We start from the raw sequence: 20,807 nt of genomic DNA, 5'->3' as shown, positions 1-20,807 counted from the left end.
CGCGCGCATGTACAGGCCGCGTTTTCTTCAGAACGCAGGCGGTGGAACGGCTCACGGCTTCAGCTGCGGATTTTCGGCCGCAGTCCTTCAGTCGCAGTTCTACAGTTGCAGATTTTCGGCCGCAGCTTTTCGGCCACAGCTTTTCAGCGTGCGGCATCACAGCAGATGGCCCTTTGCGTACAGGGGGCCGACCGGCGTACCGTCCGGTGATCAGGCGTTGGCAGCTTTGAGCGATTCTTCCAGCGCGGCAAAGAAATCCGTGCTCTGCTCGCTTTCCGTCAGGCCGCACAGGCCGCGTACGGCCAGCATCAGCAGCTCCACGGGCACGGTGACGTCGTACAGGCCGTTGTTAATCCGGCAGACGCCCTCTTCCGTCTTCAGCAGGTAGACTCTGCGTTCTTTTCTGCGTCCGTCGCTGGTGACTATGGAGTATACCTGCTGGTTCTGATCCGTCACATACAGCCGCTGACGGGTCATCATGCCTGTCTCTTCATCAAAATACGAACTTTCGGAGAACAGACGTCCGCGGAAGGTGATATCCGCTCCGGTATCGCTTTGCAGGGTCAGTTTTTCCATAACACCGTTGCCTTGGGTTGTACTCATGCCGCAACCTCCTCTTACGAAGTGGGCAGGGTCAGCTGCTCCGGACCTTTGGGTTTCTTCGGCTTTTCCTTGCGTGCAGGTTCGGGCGGGGCAGGCGCAGTGCCTTCGGGCGGCTCCTGTTCAAAAAGAGATCCTCCGCCTTTTGCCGTCCAGAAAGCTTCAAGATCGGCCCGGGAAATGCGGTACCCGCGTCCCAGCTGCGCGGCCCTCAGGCTGCCGTCTTTTATGGCGCGCCTGATGGTCTCTTTATGGCAGCTCAGAAGCTCTGCGGCTTCGCCTACTGTGAACGTTGTTTTTTTCATGGTCGGCAGCAGGGCTAAAGGTCGGCCTTTATTGACGGCAGACTGTCCGGGACAACGGTACCATTACTCAGTAACGCCGTTACCACTCTAAGTTAACTGGTGTCAACAAAGCTCAACCCGTATCAGGCACAGGCATGTCGGCAGCACTATATACGGCAGAAGTATGTTTGCCGCAGTATGGCGCATGGTTAGGTACTGCACAGACTGCTGCGGGCTGCCTTGGGCGGTAAAGGGCGGCATTATTTTTTTTATGGTTGGTGTCCGTGGCACGCAATGAGGGAATCCGGAGTCTTTTTTTGCTTTGCGGCTGGACGCCGTGGTGTGTTTGGGCTGATAGTGGATACGAAAAAAATCATTATTCGGAAACGGACAGGCGTGATACCGGTAAACCCTGGTCCATGCAATTCTGGAGGTCGGCATGTCACTTAGCAAACAGTTTCTGAAAACAAAGCCCCGTTGCAGGGTGCGCTTCCGTCTGCCCGCCGAAGCGGTTTCCGGCGTGCAGCATGTTACCGTGGTGGGTGACTTTAACGGCTGGGATGAAACTTCCACCCCCATGAAGCGTCTCAAGGACGGTTCTTTTTCGGTTGAGGTGGGGCTGGAAACCGGGCGGCAGTATCAGTTCCGCTATCTGGCCGACGGTTCCCGGTGGCTTAATGACGATGCTGCGGATGCCTATGTCTGGTGCGAGTTTGCCCGCGCAGAGAATTCCGTGGTGGAACTGTAGCACCCGCACTGCCTGCTTCTGCCCCGCGCGCAGCGGCACACATCCGGCCCCCATGCGGGGCCTTTTATTTTTTGCGGTATCCGGCTGAAAAAGCTTGAAAGACGACGCGGCAACACTATATGCTATGTAGTGCCGCAGGGTTTTTGTTCTGTCAGCTTTTAGCGATACAGCCGGGATGCTCCATGCACGAACACCGCGAAATTGATATTCTTGAAATGCCGCTGGAAGGTGTGGCCGCGTACTGGCTGGCGCTAAAAAAACTGGCGGGCGGCAGACGCAGCATGAAAGCGCTTTACAGCGAGGCGGAACATACCCCCGAGCCTTTTGTGCGTCATCTGCTGGAAATATGCTCCGGCTCCATGAGTGAGTCGCGCATACGGCTGCTGGCCACAGCGCGCGAAGAAACCGTGCTGTCCGAACTTGAGCGCCGTTACGACCTTATGCGTATAGCGCTGATGGATATCGCACAGGGGGAAAACCCCAGAAAAAGCATGGCCAAGATGGCGGCGCGTTTCCCCCGCTGCCCGCTTACGGAGCAGCGGGCCCTGTCGCTGGCGCATGAACTGCTTAAGCTGATGAGCGAGCGTGAAGCCGTGCAGGACAGATATTTTGATGTCAGCCACCGGCAGCAGGACGACAAGCTGATGGTCACGCTGCTTTTTTACGTGCTGCTTGCAAGACAGCAGGGCAAAGATGCCTGCCAGCCGTATCTTCCCGTCATAACTTCGACGTACTTTGTGGACGGTCTTGCGCTGGTTATCGATGGTATGGATGCTCCTTTTGTCCGTAAATGGCTGCGCGAGCACAAAATGGTGCTGCTGCGCGATGTGCAGGATAAAATGCGCATGTCCACGGAATTGTGCCTGGGTATCCGCGACAGACTGGATTATGAAGACGTGTTCCGTATAGCACGGTCATGGATGCGCTGAACCGTGGCCGTCGGCAGGACGGCCCGCCCCGTTAGGAGACCGCACCATGCTGACGACCAGAGCCGTTTCGCTGTTGCAGGCCCTGCGCAGGCCCCTGCAGGGTGCCGCACTGGGGCTGGGTGCCCCTCTTGGCTGGTTTGTCATCAGGTGGTTGTGCGATATCCATCCTCAGCATCCGCTTTATGAACGCTGGCTGTTTGCCTACATGCTTGTGGGTACCGTGCTGGTATTCATGCTGTTCGGCCTTATCATCGGCAGGCACGAACGCCGGTTTGCCGGTCTCTGTCTTATCGATCCTCTCACTTCTCTTTTCAACAAGCGTCATTTTGATCTGCGGCTGGGGCAGGAAGTGGCCCGCCATCAGCGCGAGGACTCACCCATGTGTGTCATCATGCTCGATCTTGACCACTTCAAAAAAGTCAACGACACGCTGGGCCATCAGGCCGGTGACGTGGTGCTGATGGCTGTGGCTTCCACACTGCGTGGCTGTGTGCGCACCGAAGACGTGCTGGCGCGCGTGGGTGGCGAAGAATTTGCCGTGGTGGTGCCGCGTACGGACATGCACGGTGGCGCCGCGCTGGCGGAACGCATACGCGCGGCTGTGGAAGAGCAGATAATTCCTGTGGGCGGCGGACGCGAGACCACCATAAGGGTGTCGCTGGGCGTGGCCTGTATGGAAGCCGGATCGGTGCCTGTATTGCCTCATGACCTTATGGAACAGGCGGATGAGGCTTTGTACAGGGCCAAGGCAAACGGCAGAAACCGTGTGGAACTGGCCGCCCCCGCGGCGGAGAAAGGAGCGTGAAGCAGCCATGAAGCAGCGTGGCGACGCGGTGCTGGTGCTGGGATGCGGCAGCATGGTGCGTGAAGTGGGCAGCCGTCTGGGCGCATGTGGTGCTGATGTGCGGCTGGTGGAGGATGAAGGCGCCGCAGTGGAAGTGCTGCTCGGGGCACAACCCTGCCTTGTGGTGCTCGATTTCACTTCGGCGGCAGGGCAGGCGCTGCGGTTTTATGCAGCCTTGCGTACGGTATCTGTCAGTACGGTCAGAACAGAACTGCCGGTGGCCGCTCTGATGCCTGAATCCGGAACCGGCGCGGGAGAGCAGGTCGAACGGGCTGCTCCCGAAGGTTTTGTCTGTGTGCTGCAGGTTCCCCTTACTGCGGCGCAGCTGCAGGATTTGTGCGCATTGTATGAACGGATTTCGGGCGGGCAGCAGCCCCCTGCGGCCTGCGAGCCGGCAGATGACTGCATGGTCATGTCCGCAGTGCAGATTGCGGAGGATTTCGGACTGGAACCGGAGGATGTGACAACACTCTACCGCCGGATGATGATAACGCTGCCGCAGGAACTGGATAAGGGGTACAGAGCCGTCACCGAAGGCCGGCTGGCCGATGTGGCCGGTATCGCCCACAGTATGGCCGGTTCTTTTCTGGATATGGTTTCGTACGGACCCGCGCAGGTTGCCCGCCGTATAGAGCGGCAGGCCCGCTCGGGCGGTACGGCGGATCTGGAAGATCTGTGGTGCGAACTGGACAGGCAGTGCCGTTGTGTTATGCGTGTGATCAGCCGGCGGCTGGAATAGCTTCTTTGCACCGCGCAGTGCGTTGTCCGGCAGGTGCTGACGGTTTTCGCGCCACGGCAGTTCCGCCGGAATTCAGACTGGTTTTCATTATCATCGCTATGGGGTAGTGTGCCGGAACCGCCGTGCACGGTGCTGGTCTGCGCGCGGTACGGCGGGCTGCGCGGTGTTGCATTTTGCAGTGATCCTTGCTTTCCCCGCAGGGGTGCCTATATTCCGCTGGCGCGGTTGTGTCCGGCTGCCGGACATACGCCGCATGCGCTGCGCCGCAGGTATCTGCAGCTATTGTCAGTAGTCTTGAACTGCCGCCCAGAGCGGAGTTTTTTTCGAGTATCCGGATACGGGAGGTTCACCTTGCACAAGCATGGTTTTACACTGGTAGAAGAACGCGAGATAAAAGAGCTTTCCAGCAGAGCGCGGTTGTGGCGGCACGATGCCACCGGTGCCGCGCTGCTTTCCATGTCCAACGACGACGAAAACAAGGTCTTCGGGGTGAGCTTCCGCACACCGCCGCACGATTCCACGGGTGTCGCGCATATTCTGGAGCACTCGGTCTTGTGCGGGTCAGAAAAATACCCTGTGAAAGAACCTTTTGTGGAATTGCTCAAAGGTTCTCTGCAGACGTTCCTCAATGCGTTCACCTATCCCGACAAAACGTGCTATCCGGTTGCCAGTACCAATCTGGCCGATTTTTACAACCTTGTGGACGTATATCTGGACGCCGCGTTTTTCCCGCGGATCACTCCCGAAATATTTCAGCAGGAAGGCTGGCATTACGAGACGGCGCAGGACGGCACGCTGACCTACAAAGGCGTGGTCTTCAACGAGATGAAGGGCGTGTATTCGTCTCCTGAAAGCATTCTTGCCGAACGTTCGCAGCAGGCGCTTTTTCCTGACATAACCTACGGGCTCGATTCCGGCGGTAATCCGGAACATATTCCGGATCTGACGTATGAGGCGTTCAAGGCGTTTCATGAAACGTACTACCATCCTGCCAACGCACGTTTTTATTTCTGGGGCGATGATCCGGAAGACCGTCGTCTGGCCGTGCTGTCGCAGTTGCTGGACCGTTTCGGTCCGCTGGATGTTCAGTCCGAAGTGCCGCTGCAGCAGACATTTGATACGCCGAAACGTCTGGAAGTACCGTACGCCGCCGGTGCGGACAGCGACAGGCGGGGCATGATGACCGTCAACTGGCTGCTGCCGGAAACGTCCGACGCGGAGACCAACTTTGCCCTGCAGATGCTTGACCACATTCTGGTGGGGTTGCCCGCCTCGCCCCTGCGCAAGGCGCTCATAGAGTCGGGGCTGGGTGAAGATCTTGCCGGAGGCGGACTGGAAAATGAACTGCGGCAGCTGTATTTTTCCACCGGACTCAAAGGGATAGACCCCGCAGATGAGGAACAGATCAGCAGTCTGATTTTTTCGGTGCTGCGCGGGCTGGCCGAAGACGGCGTGCCTGCCGCCAGCATCGAGGCTGCCATGAACACGGTGGAATTCGATCTGCGCGAAAACAATACGGGCCGTTTTCCCGTGGGGCTGGCGGTGATGACCCGCGCGCTGACCACGTGGCTTTATGACGGCGATCCTTTTTCGCAGCTGGCATTTGAAAAGCCCGTCAACGCCATCAGGGCGCGTGTGGCCGCCGGTGAGCCCGTGTTTGAAAATATTATCCGCCGCTGGCTGCTGGACAACACGCACAGGGCCACGGTGGTGCTGGTGCCTGCTGAAAACAGCGACAAGGCCCGTGCGGAAAGAGAAAAGTCGCGGCTGGCCGCTGTGCGTGCCTCGCTGGATGAGCAGGGGCTTGAGGCCGTGCGCGCCAATGCCGAAAAACTGCGCCGCATGCAGGAAGAACCTGATACTCCCGAGGCGCTGTCCACCATACCGCGGTTGGGGCTGCATGACCTTGCCGCCGTCAATACGCCCATACCGGCACAGGAATCGCCGCTGGACGGCATGCGTCTGATAACGCACGACATTGACGCCAAAGGTATTCTGTATGTCGATGCAGGGTTCAGCCTGAACAGGATTCCCGCGGGACTGGTGCCGCTGGTGCCGCTGCTGGGCAGGGCCATGGTGGAAATGGGCACATCGCGGTACGATTTTGTAGAGATGGGCATGCGCATCGCCTGCAAGACAGGCGGTATAGATGCCGACAGCGTGGTGCTGACCCGTGTGGACGACCGTACTCCCGATGCCCGTCTGTTTGTGCAGGGCAAGGCGACGCAGGCTAACGCCGCAGCGTTGTTTGAGCTGATGCGCGATGTGCTGCTGGACGCGCAGCTTGACCAGAAAGAGCGCTTCCGGTCCATTCTGCTGGAAGAAAAAGCGCGTATGGAGCACCGTCTGGTACCTGCCGGACATATGGTGGTCATGTCGCGTCTGCGGTCGCATTTCGGCAAAAGCGGCTGGCTGGGTGAACAGATGGACGGTCTGGCTGCGCTGGAATACCTGCGCGAACTTGTGCGGCGTGTTGATGAAGACTGGAACGGCGTGCTGGCCGACCTGACGGCCGTCCGTCAGGCGCTGGTGGGCAGAGCCGGTGCGGTGCTCAACATGACGGGCAGCGGATCAACACTGGCAGCGGCCATGCCGCATGCATCGTCTTTTGCCGCTTCGCTGCCCGAAGGACAGGATGTACCCCCGGCCTGGTTTGCCGATATCCGTCCTGTGCATGAGGCACTGTGCGTCCCGTCGCAGGTTAACTACGTGGGCAAGGCGGCCGACCTTTACAGTCTGGGGTACCGGTATCACGGTTCGGCCAATGTGATTTTCAAGCATCTGCGCATGGCCTGGCTGTGGGACAAGGTGAGGGTGCAGGGCGGGGCCTACGGTGCTTTCTGCGCCTTTGACCGTGCAAGCGGTGTTCTGGCACAGGTGTCGTACCGCGACCCCAATCTGGAAGCCACGCTTGACGTGTATGACCGCAGCGCTGAATATCTGCGTTCGCTGTCTCTGACAAAGGATGAGCTGGTCACCTCGGTGGTGGGAGCCATCGGCGAACTGGACGCCCATATGCTGCCCCATGACCGCGGCATGGCATCGCTGGCGCGCACACTGACGGGTGATACGGAAGAACGCCGCCAGCAGATGCGTGATGAGATTCTGTCCACCACCCCCGAAGACTTTGTCCGCTTTGCCGATGTGCTGGCCGAGGCGGCCCGGACAGGCACTGTGTGCGTTCTGGGCGGGGCCGGAGTGGAAGAGGCTGCGGAGCGGAACGGCTGGGCAGTGAAGAGCATTATGTAATCCGCAAGGTTGCGTATTGTCAGTCTTGCGGATACTGTCCGGTCATACAGAGCCTCTGGAGTCGCCTATGAAAGATCCGTTACAGGTATTCACGGATTACATCGTTGCCAACGGCCTGAAAATGACCCCGCAACGGATGTTGATTGTGGATGTGTTTCTGCGGGAGGATGGCCACCTTACCACCGAGGAGTTGTACGAGAAGGTCAAGCGTGAAGACCCTTCCGTGGGACAGGCCACTGTGTACCGCACCATGAAGCTGCTCAGCGAATCGGGCATAGCCAAGGAAGTCCGCTTCGGCGACGGGGTGGCCCGGTATGAGCAGAAGTACGGCAGCAAGCACCATGACCATCTTATCTGCGAAACCTGCGGCAGAAATATCGAGGTGCTGGACGAGCACATTGAGCTGCTTCAGGAAGAGCTGGCCGCGAAACACGGCTTTGTGCTGACCAGCCACAGGATGTACCTGTACGGTGAGTGCAGAGAATGCCGTGACAAAAAAAGAAGAAATCATAACGCCGCCCTGCGGGGCGCCGCGTGCCGTATAGCAGGGCGGGCCGGTTACCGGTCCGCCCTTTTGCACGGTACGCGGGCAGCTGAAAGGACAGGTATATATGCATACGGCTGTGACGCGGCAGGTGCCCGCCGCTTTGCATCATCTGCTGCCCGCCCTGCTGGATGAGGCCCGCAGGCTGCTGCGTGCCGTAACCGATGCCATGTCGGCCGGGGCCTTTCAGGACGGTGCGGATGCCGCTCATTCATTGAAAGGCGCCGCCATGCAATACGGATGGGTCGATATGGCGCAGGCGGCTTACGGGCTGGAACAGGCGCTGATTGTGCAGGACAGGCAGGAATGCATGCGTCATGCGGCGGTTGCGGGTGCCCTGCTGGATACAGCCTGCGAAGCGCTGGAAGCACGGTAATTTTTGCGGGTATCCCGCGATGCAGGGGGGCAAAGAAGGTTGCAGCCCGCGGTGGAGCGGGCGCGGCTGCATATTGTGCGGCGGGTGACGCGGCTCAGGGTTCCAGCAGACCGTACTCCATGGACAGCGTGGCCATCTCCGCGTTGCTGTTCACTCTCAGTTTACGTTTGAGGCTGGCTTTGTGTTTTTCCACGGTCTTGTGGCTGATGCACAGCTCCGCTGCGATTTCTTTGTTGCCCATGCCTCTGGCTATCAGCTTGAGCACCTGTTTTTCTCTGACAGATATCGTGTCGATGGGATTGGCGAAATCCATGGGGTCTGAACCCGCTAACGAGTCGATGAGCGACTGGGAAATGTCGGGGCTGATATACCGCCGTCCCTCAAGCACCGTCTGTATGGCGCCGACCAGAGTTTCACAGTTGCCGGTTTTCAGCATGTATCCGTCTGCCCCGGCATGAAGCGTGCGGAAAATGAGCGCGCTTTTGTTATGCGCGGTCAGGGCTATGACTTTTGTGCGGGGAAAACGGCGCTTGATTTCGCGTATGGCGTCTGCACCGTCCATGCGCGGCATGCCTATATCCATCAGCACCACGTCCGGAGCGCACCGCTCCACGACCTGCAGGGCCTCTATGCCGTCAGAGGCTTCTCCGGCAATACGGTACCCGGGGCAGCCGCCCAACAGCGCACGCACCCCTTCGCGGACAATGCCCATGTCCTCTACAATGACAACTGTTTTCGGCATATAAACATTCCTGTCTGTGAATTATCTGAAACCTAGGCAACTGTACCGTCTTTGTAAAGCCCTCACTTACTGCGTACCGGAGTGATGCGGCTGCATGTAAAAGCCGTATCTCGTGGCGTTGTTCGTTTCTTTTTTTACCTGAGAGCGGTGCGGCGGAGCAAAAAGACCGCGCGGCAGGACATCCTCCGAAAAGCTGAAAAGGAACTTGACAATCATTCTCATGCGGGATTAAGTGAAGCTCATTCAAGGGGATTAACTATGGGTTGTCAGTGTAAGCTGAATCAGGTTGCGGTTGGTGAAAAGGTACGTGTAAGCGCGCTGGGCGACTGCCCCAAGGCACGGGGCAGGCTGTGCGCGCTGGGGCTGACCCCCGGCACGGAAGTGGAAGTGTGCTCGCGCAACGGCGGCCCGCGTAATGGCGGACCCTGCAGCGTGAAAGTACGCAACTGCTGCGTTGTGCTGGGTAACGGCATGGCCGATCAGGTGCTGTGCGAACCCCTGTGCGATACCGCCGATGCCGACCGTGCTGCGGTGCACCCTTAACTAATCCGAGGAGTTGCTATGAACTGGGAGACAGCCGTTGTGGCGGTCATTGTGTTGCTGGCGGTGGTGTATCTGGTTTACCGGTACACGCGCAAGCGGTCCGGCGGATGCGGCTGCGGATGCAGCGGCGGATGCGGCAGCGGGCAGATAAAGGATATCAAAGGCAAGTCTTCTTCGCAGCACACCTGCTGCGGCGGAGCCAATCATAAATAGCAGGTTCAGGGACTGGGCCGGGTGCGTGATGATGTCTCACACGCTTTTTTTACGGCCATTCGATGAGAAAGATTTTCAATTTCACACCCCTGACGCAGGCAGTCGCGGGGGGAAAAGGGGAACACAATGAGTCAGTCAATTCCGATGCGCCAGCTCAAGGTCGGGCAACGGGCCCGCATTGTTTCTGTAAGCGCAGGCGGAGAACTGGGCCGCCGCATACGTGATATGGGGCTGGTTGCCGGTGCGGAGCTTGAAATCATGGGCAGGGCTCCGCTGCAGGATCCGGTGGCGCTGCGTCTGAAAGGCTTCACCCTGTCGCTGCGCAACAACGAGGCAGACTACATCACAGTGGAAGCAGTGTAGCCGCACGGCTGCAAGGTGCAGGCATCGTCAGACGTCTGGTTGAACGTAAAACGGGTCGCGACACGGCAGCCTGCCGGAACAGGGGATGTTTCCGGCAGTTGCGGGGGCCGGAAGCTTCCGCGGTCCGGCTCAACAGTATGGGGAACAGGAATCAGGAATGAAAATTACTACCATTGCACTTGCCGGTAACCCGAACTCCGGCAAAACCACGGCTTTTAACGCACTGACAGGCGCCCGCCAGCATGTGGGCAACTATCCGGGCATCACCGTGGATAAAAAAGAGGGCAGAGTGCGCCTTGATGGACGGGAAGTGCACATCATCGACCTTCCGGGCACGTACTCTCTTACCGCCTATACGCAGGAAGAACTGGTTGCCCGCAGCTATGTGGTGGACGAACGCCCCGATGTGGTGGTGGACGTGCTCAACTCGGCTGCGCTTGAGCGTAACCTGTATCTTGCCGTGCAGTTTCTTGAAATGGGCGTACCCGTGGCGCTCGGGCTGAACATGATGGACGAAGCCCGCAAGCAGGGTATCGAGATTGACGTGGCCCGTCTTTCCAGAACTCTGGGTGTGCCCGTGCGCGAAACCGTTGCCCGTAGCGGCGAGGGCGTGAAAGAACTGCTTCAGGATGCCGTGGAATTCGGTGATTCCCGCAGCAAGCAGCCATGGACTCCGCTGGAGATTTCTTACGGGGCAGACATCGACCCTGTGCTGCGCGCCATGACTGCGCGTATCGAGTCGGAAAAATTTCTTGATAAATACCCCGCACGCTGGGTGGCCATCAAATATATCGAAGGCGACGAGGAAATGATGCGTCTCGGCCGTGATGCCGGTCCGCTGGCGCTGGAGCTGGAAGCGCAGGTCAAGGAAGTGGCCGACCACCTGCAGAGCACGCTCAATACATACCCCGAAGCTGTCATAGCCGACTACCGCTACGGGTTCATTGCTTCCGTGCTGCGTGACGGCGTGGTGAAGCGCCGCGACGAGATGACGGACCGTATTCAGTTTTCCGACCGTCTTGACAAAGTGCTTACCCATCAGCTGTTCGGCCCGCTGATCATGCTGGGGCTGCTGTACCTTATTTATGAAATTACCTTCGCCATCGGTGAAATTCCCATGGGCTGGGTGGAAGAAATGTTCGGCTGGCTTAACGAGACCGCCTCTGCCGCACTGCCCGACGGCCTGCTGAAATCGCTTATCGTGTCCGGCATCATAGACGGCGTGGGCGGTGTCATGGGGTTTGTGCCGCTTATTCTGTTCATGTTCCTGCAGATCGCGTTTCTGGAAGACTCCGGCTACATGGCGCGTATCGCCTATATGCTGGACAGGGTGTTCCGCATGTTCGGCCTGCACGGCTGCTCGGTAATGCCCTTCATCGTTTCCGGCGGTATTGCCGGCGGTTGTGCCGTGCCCGGCGTTATGGCCACGCGCACCCTGCGCAGCCGCAAGGAAAAACTGGCCACGCTCATCACGGCGCCTTTCATGGCCTGCGGTGCAAAAGTGCCTGTATTCATTCTGTTTGTGGGTATTTTCTTTGCTGATAATGAAGCGGCTGTCATGTTCTCGCTGACGCTGGGCGGCTGGGTGGCGGCGCTGCTTGTGGCACGCCTGCTGCGCTCCACGCTCATCAAAGGCGAATCCACTCCCTTTGTCATGGAACTGCCTCCCTACCGTATTCCCACGCTGCGCGGACTGCTCATTCACACATGGGAGCGTACGTGGCAGTACATTAAAAAAGCGGGTACCGTTATTCTGGCCATTTCCATTCTGCTCTGGGTTGCCATGACCTTTCCGGAGCTGCCTGATACTCAGGTGGCGCAGTTTGAAAGCCAGCGGCAGCTTATAACCGGTCAGATGGAAGCAGCCGAGGCCGAAGGCCATGATGTGGCCCCCATGGAAGAAGCCCTTGCCGCAGTGGATGCGGAAGAAGCCATGGCCGGACTGCGGTACTCCGCAGCGGGACGTGTGGGCACTGCCATTGAATCCGTAACCTCTGTGGCCGGCTTTGACTGGCGTACCAACATTGCTCTGGTGGGCGGCATCGCGGCCAAGGAAGTTATCGTATCCACACTGGGTACCGCGTATTCACTGGGCGAGGTTGACCCCGAAGAAAGCGGCAGTCTGGCAGAACGCATAGCCAACGACCCGTCGTGGAATCCCGCCCGTGCGCTGGCGCTCATGCTCTTTGTGCTGCTGTACGCTCCGTGCTTTGTGGCTGTGGTAGCCATCAAGCAGGAGGCCGGTTCGTGGGGCTGGGCAGGGTTCAGCGTTGTCTTCAACACCATTCTGGCTTTTGCGGTGGCCACGGTGGTGTACCAGATAGGGTCGCTATAACGGCATCCCCCGCCGCATCATCATACCGGTAACCGGCCGGAGAGGTTCGCCTCTCCGGCCTTTTTTCCGTGCTGCAAAAAAAAAGGGCGCCGCGGTATACACCGCGGCGCCCTGTCAAAGCCGCACGGGCGGCACTGAGGCTTAGAGAACTTCCATCACTTCTATTTCGAAGGTCAGGGATTCGCCGGCCAGCGGGTGGTTGGCGTCCAGCACGACCTGTTCGTCGGTTACGTCGGTGATGGTCACATCCATCATGCCTTCTTCAGTCTGCACCTGCAGCATCAGACCCACTTCGGGGGTGATGTGGTCGGGCACCTGCTCACGCGCAACGGCCAGAATGAGTTCGTCATTGGGCTCGCCGTAGGCGTCTTCGGGCTGGATGGTGGTCTTGGTGGTATCGCCAGCGGCAAGACCCATCAGAGCCGCTTCAAAACCGGGAATGAGCATACCTTCGCCCATGGTGAATTCCAGCGGTTCACGGTCGCGGGATGAGTCGAACACCGTGCCGTCATCAAGAGTTCCTGTATAGTGGACACGCACGGTGTCGCCGTTTTTGATTGCCATGTAAAAACTCCTTGCATGGTTTTTGGCATAAAGAAACATCGTCACCTTGGCTTGTTCAGCCATGAAAGTCAAAACGTTTCTTATGCTTCTGTGCGTGTCTCATGTGGCTTACAGCCTGTATTAACAGGCAAAGCCAAAGACCTCAGGCTGTGGCTGCCGGTTTGTCCAGCAGCAGCCGCAATGTGGCCCGGCAGAAAATTTCGATACCGTGGGCCAGTATGTGGTCGTGCACCTGAAAATGTGCGTTATGGGCCGGAGCGCAGCCTTCAAAGCCGCTGCCGATGAAGAAAAAGCACCCCGGAGCGCGTTGCAGAAAATACGCCATATCTTCGCCGCCCATGCTCTGCTCATGGCGGTCCGGACAGGTGACCCCGTCTGTATGCGCGGCAGCCTGACGGACTATGTCCGTCACTGTTGCGTTGTTGACCACGGCAGGGTAGCCGGGGCTGAACAGTATATCTGCGGTGGCGCCCATGGAGCTGCACACACCTTGCGTGACCTGCCGCAGCAGCGGTTCCCACTGTTTGCGGATGTCCGCATCGAAAGTGCGCAGCGTGCCGCTGATAAAGGCTTCGCCGGGAATGACGTTGAATGCGGTTCCCGCGTTGAACTGCCCTACGGTGAGCAGCGCGGGTTTGAGCGGGTCGACCTTGCGGCTGATGATGCGCTGCATGGCCGAAACAACCTGCGTGGCGGTTTCAAGTGCATCCACGCAATGGTGCGGTTTGGCGGCGTGGCCTCCGCGGCCTCTGATGGTTATGTCAAACCTGTCCATGGCGGCCATAACCGGACCGGAGCAGGCCGATACTGTGCCTTCGGGCAGCGTGGGCCATACATGCGCCCCCAGACAGTAATCCACGGCGGGATTTTGCATCACACCGGCTTCAATCATGGGCTTTGCTCCGCCGGGGTATTCTTCGGCAGGCTGAAAGATCAGCTTGACGGCACCGCACATGCCGCTGTGCGGCTTGTCCGCCAGGTGCCGCAATATGCCCGCCGCCCCGAGCAGCATGGCCATATGGCAGTCGTGACCGCAGGCATGCATGAAGCCGTCATGGGCGGACCTGAACGGCACATCGGCCAGTTCTGTCACCGGCAGCGCATCCATGTCCGCGCGCAGCAGCACGGTGGGACCGGGCCGTCCGGTGTCGATGATGCCGCAGATGCCGTGACCGGCAAAGCCCGTGCTGTGCGTTATGCCCAGAGATTCGAGGCAGGCGGAAACATAGCGGGCGGTTTTTTCTTCGGCCTGCCCGGGTTCGGGTATGCGGTGCAGGTCGTGCCGCCAGCTGATGACCTGTGGCAGTATGGCGGCAGTCTGTGCGGCTATGGTGCTTTCATGTACGGGGTGTTGCATTGTACCATCCTTTGTTTGCGCGTTGCCGTGCACGGCAGGCTGCCGTTTACGCTAAAAAAAGTAAGTCTCCGCGTAAAGGGGCGGCTGCCGCGTTGCCCGGCAGGCCGAGGCGGCGTACACTGTCTGGCCGGTTGCGTCCGGGCATGCCTCCGGCCGCAGGGTGTTTTTTTGCAGACCGGATATTGACAACCGGGTTCAGGGTAATTAGTAGTACTAAATAGTACCACGTTAGACGTGGCAGGAAATTGCATGGATAGCGAAATCATAAAGGCTCTTAAGCGGTTCGGGTTTACCCAGCAGGAATCCATCATGTACGTGACGCTGTGCAGGCACGGTGCGCTTACAGGATATGAGGCGGCAAAGCTGGCGGGCATATCGCGTTCCAACGCATATGCGGCGTTATCCAGTCTGGTGGAAAAGGGCGGGGCCGTGGTGGCCAGCGACGACACCAGCAAGTATGTGCCCACACCCCGCAAGGAGCTGCTGGTCACCATACGCAGGCACTGTGACGAGACTCTGGAGTTTCTCGAACAGCATCTGCCCGAAGAGCAGCCGGTGGAAATGCCCTACCTGACGGTGACGGGGTACCAGAACACCATGGATAAAGTGCGCAACATGCTGCGTCTGGCGCAGTTGCGCGTGTATATTTCGATGCATTCGGGCAATGCCGCGCAGCTGAAGGAAGACATGGCCGCCTGTGCCGCCCGCGGACTCAAGGTGGTTATTCTGTCGGATGCCGACCCGCAGATTTCCGGAGCCATTTTTATGCATAATGCCGCGGGTACGGGGCATATCAAGCTTATTGCCGACACGCGCGAAGTGATTACCGGCGTGGTGGATCAGGCCGCCAGAACAGGGCAGTGTCTGTACTCCGCCAACGAGCATCTGGTGTATCTGATGCGCGAGGCGCTGCTGAATGAAATTGAACTTATCAAGATCCGGTCCGGCATGAGCGGTGCAGAACCGGAGGAGAGTCCCACAAGGGGGAAATAATGTCGAACGTTCGTTCCGCCGTGACAGATGAACTGGATTTTTACGGGCTTTCCACACCCATGGAGCTGGTGGAAACCTATGGCAGCCCGCTGTACGTGTATAATGAAAACGTACTGCGCCGCAGATGCCGCGAATTGAAAGGGTTGAGCAGTCATCCGGGGTTCCGGGTCAATTATTCGGCCAAGGCCAATGCCAATCTTTCGCTGCTGCGCATTATCCGTTCCGAAGGACTGGTGGTGGATGCCATGTCTCCCGGCGAAATCGCCATGCATCTTGCGGCGGGATTCACGCCCGACGAAATAACCTACGTCTGCAACAACGTTTCTGCCGAAGAACTGCGCAATGCTGTCGATCACGGTCTGCTGGTCAGCGTGGACTCTCTGTCGCAGCTTGATCTGCTGGGGCAGGTGAACCCCGGCGGCAAGGTGATGATCCGCATCAATCCAGGCATCGGCGCGGGACACCACAAAAAGGTTGTCACCGGCGGCAAGGAAACGAAATTCGGCATAGGGCCGGACGACGGCGATGCCGTGCGCCGCATTCTCAAGCGGCACAACCTGACTCTTGCAGGGCTTAACCAGCACATCGGTTCGCTGTTCATGGAGCCGGACAGCTACTTGGAAGCCGTGGAGTTTCTTCTGCGCGAGGCGGAACAGTGGGATTCGCTGGAGGTCATCGACTTCGGCGGAGGATTCGGCATTCCGTACCGCAAATATGAAAAACAGCCCCGGCTGGACATGGAAGCCACGGGCCGCATGCTGGATGACTGCATCGGCAGATGGGCGGAACGCACGGGATACAACGGACGCTTTATGATCGAGCCGGGCCGCTATGTGACCGCTGAGTGCGGCGTGGTACTGGGTACCGTGCATGCCGTCAAAAACAACGGCGAACGCCGTTTTGCCGGTACAGATCTCGGGTTCAACGTTCTGCAGCGTCCGGTCATGTACGACGCTTTTCATGATGTGGAGATATACCGCGAAGACGGTGTTCCGCAGCAGGAAACCATGCAGCAGACCATCGTGGGCAATATCTGCGAATCAGGCGATATCATGGCTGCCGCCCGCGACCTGCCCGAGATACAGGAAGGCGACATCATCGCCATGCTGGATGCCGGAGCCTACGGTTTTGCCATGAGTTCCAGCTACAATCAGCGTCTGCGTCCGGCCGAAGTGCTGGTGGACAAAGACGGCCGCGACCGGCTTATCCGCCGCCGCGAAACTCTGGACGACCTGCTGGCCTGCTTTCCGGAGTATGCGGAAAAGACCGGCGGGTCTGTGCGGGTGGCAGGCGGACGGGGCTAAAGCATCCCGTCCACAAGCCGCTCCACGACGGCCAGAGCCTGCCGGGGCGGTGAATGAAAATCAGAAATATGCGGCACAACGCCGCTGACGGATATTCCGGAAAATGCGGACACGGCGTCCATGTTTTCCTGAATCATGGCTGCGGGCGTGGGTTCATCCCTTGCCTCGACAAACACAATCCCTGCCGGTTTTATGTTCCGCAGCCTGAGCACCTCCAGTGAAAGGAGCGTATGGTTGATGGTGCCCAGCCCCGTGCGGGCCACCAGTACGGGCCGCATGCCCGACTGTTCGATAATATCGATAACGGTGGCGTGCGGGGTTACCGGTACCAGCAGCCCGCCTGCTCCTTCCGCCACGAGGGGCGCCTTTTCCCTGCGCAGGGATGCCAGCCTGCGCAAGACGGTTTCCGCCTCTATGCCGCGGCCTTCGTCGCGCGCGGCATAGAGCGGAGCCTTGGGAGACTTGAAGCACAGCCCCGTGGAATGTTCCGGCGCAATGTTCCGCAGCGGCTCATGATAGTTATGGATGAAACGGGCGTCACTGTCCGCATCCGAGGGAGAAATACAGCCGGTCTGCAGCGGTTTGAAGTAACGGGGCATGTGCCCGCGCCCGTGCAGAACTTTAAGCAGCAGCAGGCTGACCACGGTTTTTCCCGCACCGGTGTCCGTTCCTGTGACAAACAGGTGCAGGGGCATCGGTTCACGATGATTCATACAATACCTCGCAGGATCGTCGTAAGGCTCCGCACGCATACCTCTACATCGCGGGCCGAATGCAGAGCCGTCATGCCCAGACGTATGACGGCTCTTCGTGCGGGCACGGTGGGGTGCCGTGCCGCCAGTGCCAGAATACCGTGCTGCCGCAGCTCGGCAGCTGTCCGGCTTGTCAGTGCTTCGTCGCCTGTTTCCAGCGTGATGATGTGCGCTGTGCCGTGCACAGGCAGCCCCAGCCCCTGCAGTTCCGTCCGCATGAGACGGCTCAGCCGGGCCACACGGTCGCGTTGTTCCTCCATGCGTGCAATGCGCCGGGGCAGCATGGCCGCGCATGCGGCGTGCGCGTCGGGCAGTGCCGTGGAGTGAATGAAGGGCGACGCCAGATTGCACAGCAATTCTGTTCCGCCGCGCGGCAGCAGAATGAATGCACCGAACAGTCCCAGCGCTTTTCCCAGCGTGCCCACAGCCATGTCGGCACTGCCGGTTGCCAGCCCTCTGCCTTCTGTGCCCAGCACGCCGAAGGCGTGCGCCTCGTCTGCCACCAGTATGGCGTTATGCCGTTCCTTGATCCGGCGCAGTGCGGCAAAGTCCGGACTGTCGCCGTCCATACTGTACAGCGATTCCACCAGAATAACTTTTGTGCCCGTACTGTCCGGCTTGTCCGTTTTTTCCAGCCTGCGGGCAAGGTGCCGTGTATCGTTGTGGCGGAAACCGCAGGGCGTTGCGGCACCGGCGCGTACGGCTGCTGCAGTGCTGGCATGGATGCGTTTGTCGTACAGCACTGTATCGCCGCAAAAGGCCAGCGCCTGCAGCAGGGCCAGATTGGCCTGATAACCGCTGGGCAGCAGCACGCATTCCGCATAGCCGAAATATTCGGCAAGTGATTCTTCGGCGGCCCTGATGGTGCGCGAGTGCCCCCCCGCCAGAGCCGAGGCAGAGGCGGACGGGGGATGCTGTGCAAAGCAGCGGGCCACCTGAGCCTGCCAGTCCGTATCCGCTGCCAGTCCCAGATAGTCGTTTGAGGCAAAATTCAACAGTTGCCTGCCGTCCACAGTCACCCATTTTCCCTGACGGGATTCCTGACAGATGCGTCTGCGGTACAGTCCTGCGGCCGTCAGTGCCCGCAACCGCGCGTTCAATGCCGCGTAAGCCATGCGAAGAGCTCTCTGTAACGCTTCTGCAGCCGGTCAGCTGAAAATCTGCCGTCATAGGGCAGGGTGCCGGTAAGCAGTATTCCCTGCACGGTGCGGGCACCCAGCTGCATTTGCACGGTGTATTCAAATGCGTGCCTGCTGTCCGAACCGGTGCGTGATGTCAGCAGCGCATGCACCGGTGCGGTTGCCCCTGCGGGCAGGTCGGCGGCAGAAAGGCGTATATGGGGCATGCGCCGTACCGAGAGCAGAAATGCGTGGCAAGAAAAACCGCACAGCCAGCGGGTGTGCAGCGCGGCAAACTGGGCCAGTGCTTCAGTCATGAACCATGGCTCGCCGGAATGCCCGCCCCCGCGTACTGTTCCCCGTATGCTGCTGCTGCAGACCGCACTTACCGCGGCGGGTACAACGAACAGGGCCGTGGCCGGCGTATGGAGCGTTTCCGGCGCCGGAGCGGCGTTGCAGCGCAGCGTGATAGTGTTTTTATGTTTCATGCCGGTATATTGTCATCCTGTATTGCCGCGGCGGTTGATGCGCGGAAGGGACGTACCGCCAGCGCGGCGTTCTGGCCGCCGAACCCGAAGCTCTGCAGAAGCGTCAGGGCGGAAAGCTTTTCCGGACGTCCGGCAGCGTACAGCTCTGCAGCGGTGCACGGCTGAATGCGGCGGACAAACGAGAGACTGTCGCACAGCGGAGTCTGCAGGTTGCGCACGGGGGGCAGAAAACCGTGCCGGGCACAGGCCAGCAGTACGGCCAGTTCCACGGCACCGCAGGCAGAGGCGCAGTGTCCTGTCCATGATTTGAGGGCAAGAACCGGCGGCCGGTGTCCGGTCGGGGCAAAAAGCCGCGTGAGCATGACTGATTCGGCGGTGTCGTTGCACAGCGTACCCGTACCGTGTGCACAGACGGCGGTCACATCGGCCGGTCCGGCCCCTGCTTCGTGCAGAGCGGTTCTGACAGCCTGTTCCGCGTGCATGCCCTGCGGGTGCGGTGCGGTCATGGCGTGGCCGTCCATGCTGCAGCCGTATCCGCATACTTCAGCCAGCGGAACAGCGCCGCGTTTTTGCGCATGGTCCAGCGATTCCAGTACAAAAAAAGCGGCTCCTTCACCTGCTGCAAATCCCTGCCGACCGGTGTCAAAGGGCCTGCATGCCGCTGCTGCTGCGGCATGAGTGTCTTCAGAACACGGAGCCAGTGCGCCCGCCTTGGCATAGGCCAAAAGGCCGCCGTATGACAGGCGCGAATCGCCTCCGCCGGCCAGCGCCACAGGCAGTACCCCGTGGCGGATGCGGCGGAAGGCCTCTCCCACTGCCTGCAGCGAGGCCGCGCAGGCAGTACCGGTCACCAGACTTTCGCCGCGGGCGCCCAGCAACTGGCTGATGGCCGAAGCTGCCGTGTTGGGCAGATAGCGCAGCATCCATAAGGCACAAAGCGTATCATGCCGCTGCGGAAGATGCTGCGGCTGTGCGTAGTCGCTGTCCATATCCAGATGCGGACCGCTTCCGGCGAATATTCCGCAGTATCCGGGCAGACCCGCAGCAAAACCGGCAGCTCCGGCAGCCTGACGTGCGGCATGCACGGCCATGGCCGCACCGCGGTTAAGATAGCGCCGGTGCCGCCAGCCCCGCAGTGCATCGTCGGCATCGAACTGCGCCGGTGCCTGTGCATACCCCGCCGGCACGGAAGTAGGTTCAAATACGGTGCGGCCGGTCAGCACCGACTGCCGGATGTCCTGCGGCGTATGCCCCAGCGGGGTGACGGCACCGGCGCCGGTGATGACCACTCTGCGTTCAGCCTGCATGGCTCGGAGCCTTTTCATGCTGTCCGGCGCGCAGGGCGTGCAGCACGTAATCCGCAATATCCTGTACGCTCAGCACGGGCCCATCATCCAGTGTGCGGAGTATGCAGGCCACGCGGTCGCAGCTCAGGTGAGGATACCGTCCTGCCATCATTTTGTACGGGTCAGCATCTGCATGCCGGGCTTCTTCAAGGTGCACGCGCAGTGAGGTGAGAAACACCGTGTCGTCGGCGACCGGTATGCCGAATGCCGCATTGAGCCCCACGCCGAATTCGAGCAGATCGATGGATTCGGTTTCAAGATCGCGTAATACGCGGGTTTCCGGAGTGATGGTGTGCGGCGGAATATCGAGAACTTCCGCGATGATGCCGATGACCCGTTCTGTCACGGCGCAGGGGGCGGTCTGCTGTGTCATGCT

The 20,807-nt window shown here is 59.6% G+C and carries 22 protein-coding genes and 1 pseudogene; 13 read left to right on the top strand and 10 right to left on the bottom strand.

The genetic code is table 11. The features are described 5' to 3' along the window. Positions 1 to 210: 210 nt before the first annotated feature. Positions 211 to 603 carry a hypothetical protein gene (locus tag ACZ5D1_RS12015; protein WP_464554984.1) on the bottom strand — a complete coding sequence of 131 codons (393 nt, stop codon included), beginning with the start codon at positions 601 to 603 and terminating at the stop codon, positions 211 to 213. A gap of 14 nt (positions 604 to 617) precedes the next feature. After that, on the bottom strand, positions 618 to 905 hold the full coding sequence (locus ACZ5D1_RS12010; RefSeq protein WP_011368510.1) for a helix-turn-helix domain-containing protein: 288 nt from the start codon (positions 903 to 905) through the stop codon (positions 618 to 620). A 418-nt stretch (positions 906 to 1,323) separates the two neighbouring features. Between ACZ5D1_RS12010 and ACZ5D1_RS12005 the strand changes: the two genes are divergently transcribed. The 7 genes and pseudogenes from ACZ5D1_RS12005 to ACZ5D1_RS11975 all read left to right on the top strand — a co-directional run bounded on the left by ACZ5D1_RS12005 (position 1,324) and on the right by ACZ5D1_RS11975 (position 8,313). Then, a complete protein-coding gene (locus tag ACZ5D1_RS12005) occupies positions 1,324 to 1,632 on the top strand; it encodes an isoamylase early set domain-containing protein (protein ID WP_273193591.1) in 309 nt (102 codons plus the stop codon). A gap of 182 nt (positions 1,633 to 1,814) precedes the next feature. Then, positions 1,815 to 2,561: a hypothetical protein gene (locus ACZ5D1_RS12000; protein ID WP_011368508.1), complete on the top strand. Its 747-nt coding sequence runs from the start codon at positions 1,815 to 1,817 to the stop codon at positions 2,559 to 2,561. Between the two features lie 46 nt (positions 2,562 to 2,607). After that, positions 2,608 to 3,366, top strand: a complete 759-nt coding sequence (locus tag ACZ5D1_RS11995) for a GGDEF domain-containing protein (RefSeq protein ID WP_011368507.1) — start codon at positions 2,608 to 2,610, stop codon at positions 3,364 to 3,366. A gap of 7 nt (positions 3,367 to 3,373) precedes the next feature. Further along, the gene (locus ACZ5D1_RS11990) at positions 3,374 to 4,144 is read left to right on the top strand and encodes a hypothetical protein (RefSeq protein WP_011368506.1); all 771 of its coding nucleotides are present in this window, start codon (positions 3,374 to 3,376) and stop codon (positions 4,142 to 4,144) included. A gap of 351 nt (positions 4,145 to 4,495) precedes the next feature. Next, positions 4,496 to 7,393 carry an insulinase family protein gene (locus ACZ5D1_RS11985; protein ID WP_464554982.1) on the top strand — a complete coding sequence of 966 codons (2,898 nt, stop codon included), beginning with the start codon at positions 4,496 to 4,498 and terminating at the stop codon, positions 7,391 to 7,393. A gap of 67 nt (positions 7,394 to 7,460) precedes the next feature. Beyond that, positions 7,461 to 7,892 (top strand): annotated as a pseudogene (locus tag ACZ5D1_RS11980) (Fur family transcriptional regulator); the annotation flags it as partial. A 148-nt stretch (positions 7,893 to 8,040) separates the two neighbouring features. Beyond that, positions 8,041 to 8,313, top strand: a complete 273-nt coding sequence (locus tag ACZ5D1_RS11975; RefSeq protein ID WP_464554981.1) for an Hpt domain-containing protein — start codon at positions 8,041 to 8,043, stop codon at positions 8,311 to 8,313. A gap of 94 nt (positions 8,314 to 8,407) precedes the next feature. Here the strand turns inward: ACZ5D1_RS11975 and ACZ5D1_RS11970 are convergent, their stop codons facing one another. After that, the gene (locus tag ACZ5D1_RS11970) at positions 8,408 to 9,055 is read right to left on the bottom strand and encodes a response regulator (protein ID WP_011368502.1); all 648 of its coding nucleotides are present in this window, start codon (positions 9,053 to 9,055) and stop codon (positions 8,408 to 8,410) included. 258 nt (positions 9,056 to 9,313) lie between these two features. Between ACZ5D1_RS11970 and ACZ5D1_RS11965 the strand changes: the two genes are divergently transcribed. From ACZ5D1_RS11965 to feoB, 4 genes are all read left to right on the top strand, one after another. Next, a complete protein-coding gene (locus ACZ5D1_RS11965) occupies positions 9,314 to 9,598 on the top strand; it encodes a FeoA family protein (protein ID WP_011368501.1) in 285 nt (94 codons plus the stop codon). A gap of 18 nt (positions 9,599 to 9,616) precedes the next feature. Beyond that, a complete protein-coding gene (locus ACZ5D1_RS11960) occupies positions 9,617 to 9,811 on the top strand; it encodes a FeoB-associated Cys-rich membrane protein (RefSeq protein WP_011368500.1) in 195 nt (64 codons plus the stop codon). A 126-nt stretch (positions 9,812 to 9,937) separates the two neighbouring features. Beyond that, positions 9,938 to 10,174, top strand: coding sequence for a FeoA family protein (locus tag ACZ5D1_RS11955; RefSeq protein WP_011368499.1), 237 nt, complete (start codon positions 9,938 to 9,940; stop codon positions 10,172 to 10,174). 157 nt (positions 10,175 to 10,331) lie between these two features. Continuing rightward, positions 10,332 to 12,509 carry a ferrous iron transport protein B gene (feoB, locus tag ACZ5D1_RS11950; RefSeq protein WP_011368498.1) on the top strand — a complete coding sequence of 726 codons (2,178 nt, stop codon included), beginning with the start codon at positions 10,332 to 10,334 and terminating at the stop codon, positions 12,507 to 12,509. A gap of 141 nt (positions 12,510 to 12,650) precedes the next feature. Here feoB and ACZ5D1_RS11945 read toward each other — a convergent pair whose 3' ends face one another. Both ACZ5D1_RS11945 and ACZ5D1_RS11940 read right to left on the bottom strand, forming a co-directional pair. Next, complete coding sequence (locus tag ACZ5D1_RS11945; protein ID WP_011368497.1) at positions 12,651 to 13,073, bottom strand: FKBP-type peptidyl-prolyl cis-trans isomerase; 423 nt, start codon at positions 13,071 to 13,073, stop codon at positions 12,651 to 12,653. A 142-nt stretch (positions 13,074 to 13,215) separates the two neighbouring features. Then, a complete protein-coding gene (locus ACZ5D1_RS11940) occupies positions 13,216 to 14,430 on the bottom strand; it encodes a M20 metallopeptidase family protein (protein WP_464554979.1) in 1,215 nt (404 codons plus the stop codon). A gap of 249 nt (positions 14,431 to 14,679) precedes the next feature. Between ACZ5D1_RS11940 and ACZ5D1_RS11935 the strand changes: the two genes are divergently transcribed. Further along, the gene (locus ACZ5D1_RS11935; RefSeq protein ID WP_011368495.1) at positions 14,680 to 15,423 is read left to right on the top strand and encodes a TrmB family transcriptional regulator; all 744 of its coding nucleotides are present in this window, start codon (positions 14,680 to 14,682) and stop codon (positions 15,421 to 15,423) included. Further along, positions 15,423 to 16,727 carry a diaminopimelate decarboxylase gene (gene lysA, locus ACZ5D1_RS11930; protein WP_464554978.1) on the top strand — a complete coding sequence of 435 codons (1,305 nt, stop codon included), beginning with the start codon at positions 15,423 to 15,425 and terminating at the stop codon, positions 16,725 to 16,727. The genes ACZ5D1_RS11935 and lysA overlap by 1 nt, the downstream gene beginning before the upstream one ends. Here the strand turns inward: lysA and bioD are convergent. Genes bioD through ACZ5D1_RS11905 form a run of 5 tightly spaced genes read right to left on the bottom strand, consistent with a single transcriptional unit; the run spans position 16,724 to position 20,804 of the window. Further along, complete coding sequence (bioD, locus tag ACZ5D1_RS11925; protein WP_011368493.1) at positions 16,724 to 17,440, bottom strand: dethiobiotin synthase; 717 nt, start codon at positions 17,438 to 17,440, stop codon at positions 16,724 to 16,726. The two genes, lysA and bioD, sit on opposite strands and share 4 nt — an antisense overlap. Next, a complete protein-coding gene (locus tag ACZ5D1_RS11920; RefSeq protein WP_464554977.1) occupies positions 17,437 to 18,594 on the bottom strand; it encodes an aminotransferase class I/II-fold pyridoxal phosphate-dependent enzyme in 1,158 nt (385 codons plus the stop codon). The genes bioD and ACZ5D1_RS11920 overlap by 4 nt, the downstream gene beginning before the upstream one ends. Beyond that, positions 18,576 to 19,085: a hypothetical protein gene (locus ACZ5D1_RS11915; RefSeq protein ID WP_464554975.1), complete on the bottom strand. Its 510-nt coding sequence runs from the start codon at positions 19,083 to 19,085 to the stop codon at positions 18,576 to 18,578. The genes ACZ5D1_RS11920 and ACZ5D1_RS11915 overlap by 19 nt, the downstream gene beginning before the upstream one ends. Continuing rightward, positions 19,082 to 20,410 carry a beta-ketoacyl-[acyl-carrier-protein] synthase family protein gene (locus tag ACZ5D1_RS11910; RefSeq protein ID WP_464554974.1) on the bottom strand — a complete coding sequence of 443 codons (1,329 nt, stop codon included), beginning with the start codon at positions 20,408 to 20,410 and terminating at the stop codon, positions 19,082 to 19,084. The genes ACZ5D1_RS11915 and ACZ5D1_RS11910 overlap by 4 nt, the downstream gene beginning before the upstream one ends. Further along, complete coding sequence (locus tag ACZ5D1_RS11905) at positions 20,382 to 20,804, bottom strand: acyl carrier protein (RefSeq protein WP_011368489.1); 423 nt, start codon at positions 20,802 to 20,804, stop codon at positions 20,382 to 20,384. Before ACZ5D1_RS11905 ends, ACZ5D1_RS11910 begins: the two co-directional genes overlap by 29 nt. Between the last annotated feature and the right edge of the window lie 3 nt (positions 20,805 to 20,807).

The organism is Oleidesulfovibrio vietnamensis (assembly GCF_055388115.1).
This window is presented reverse-complemented; position numbering and strand designations above follow the sequence as displayed.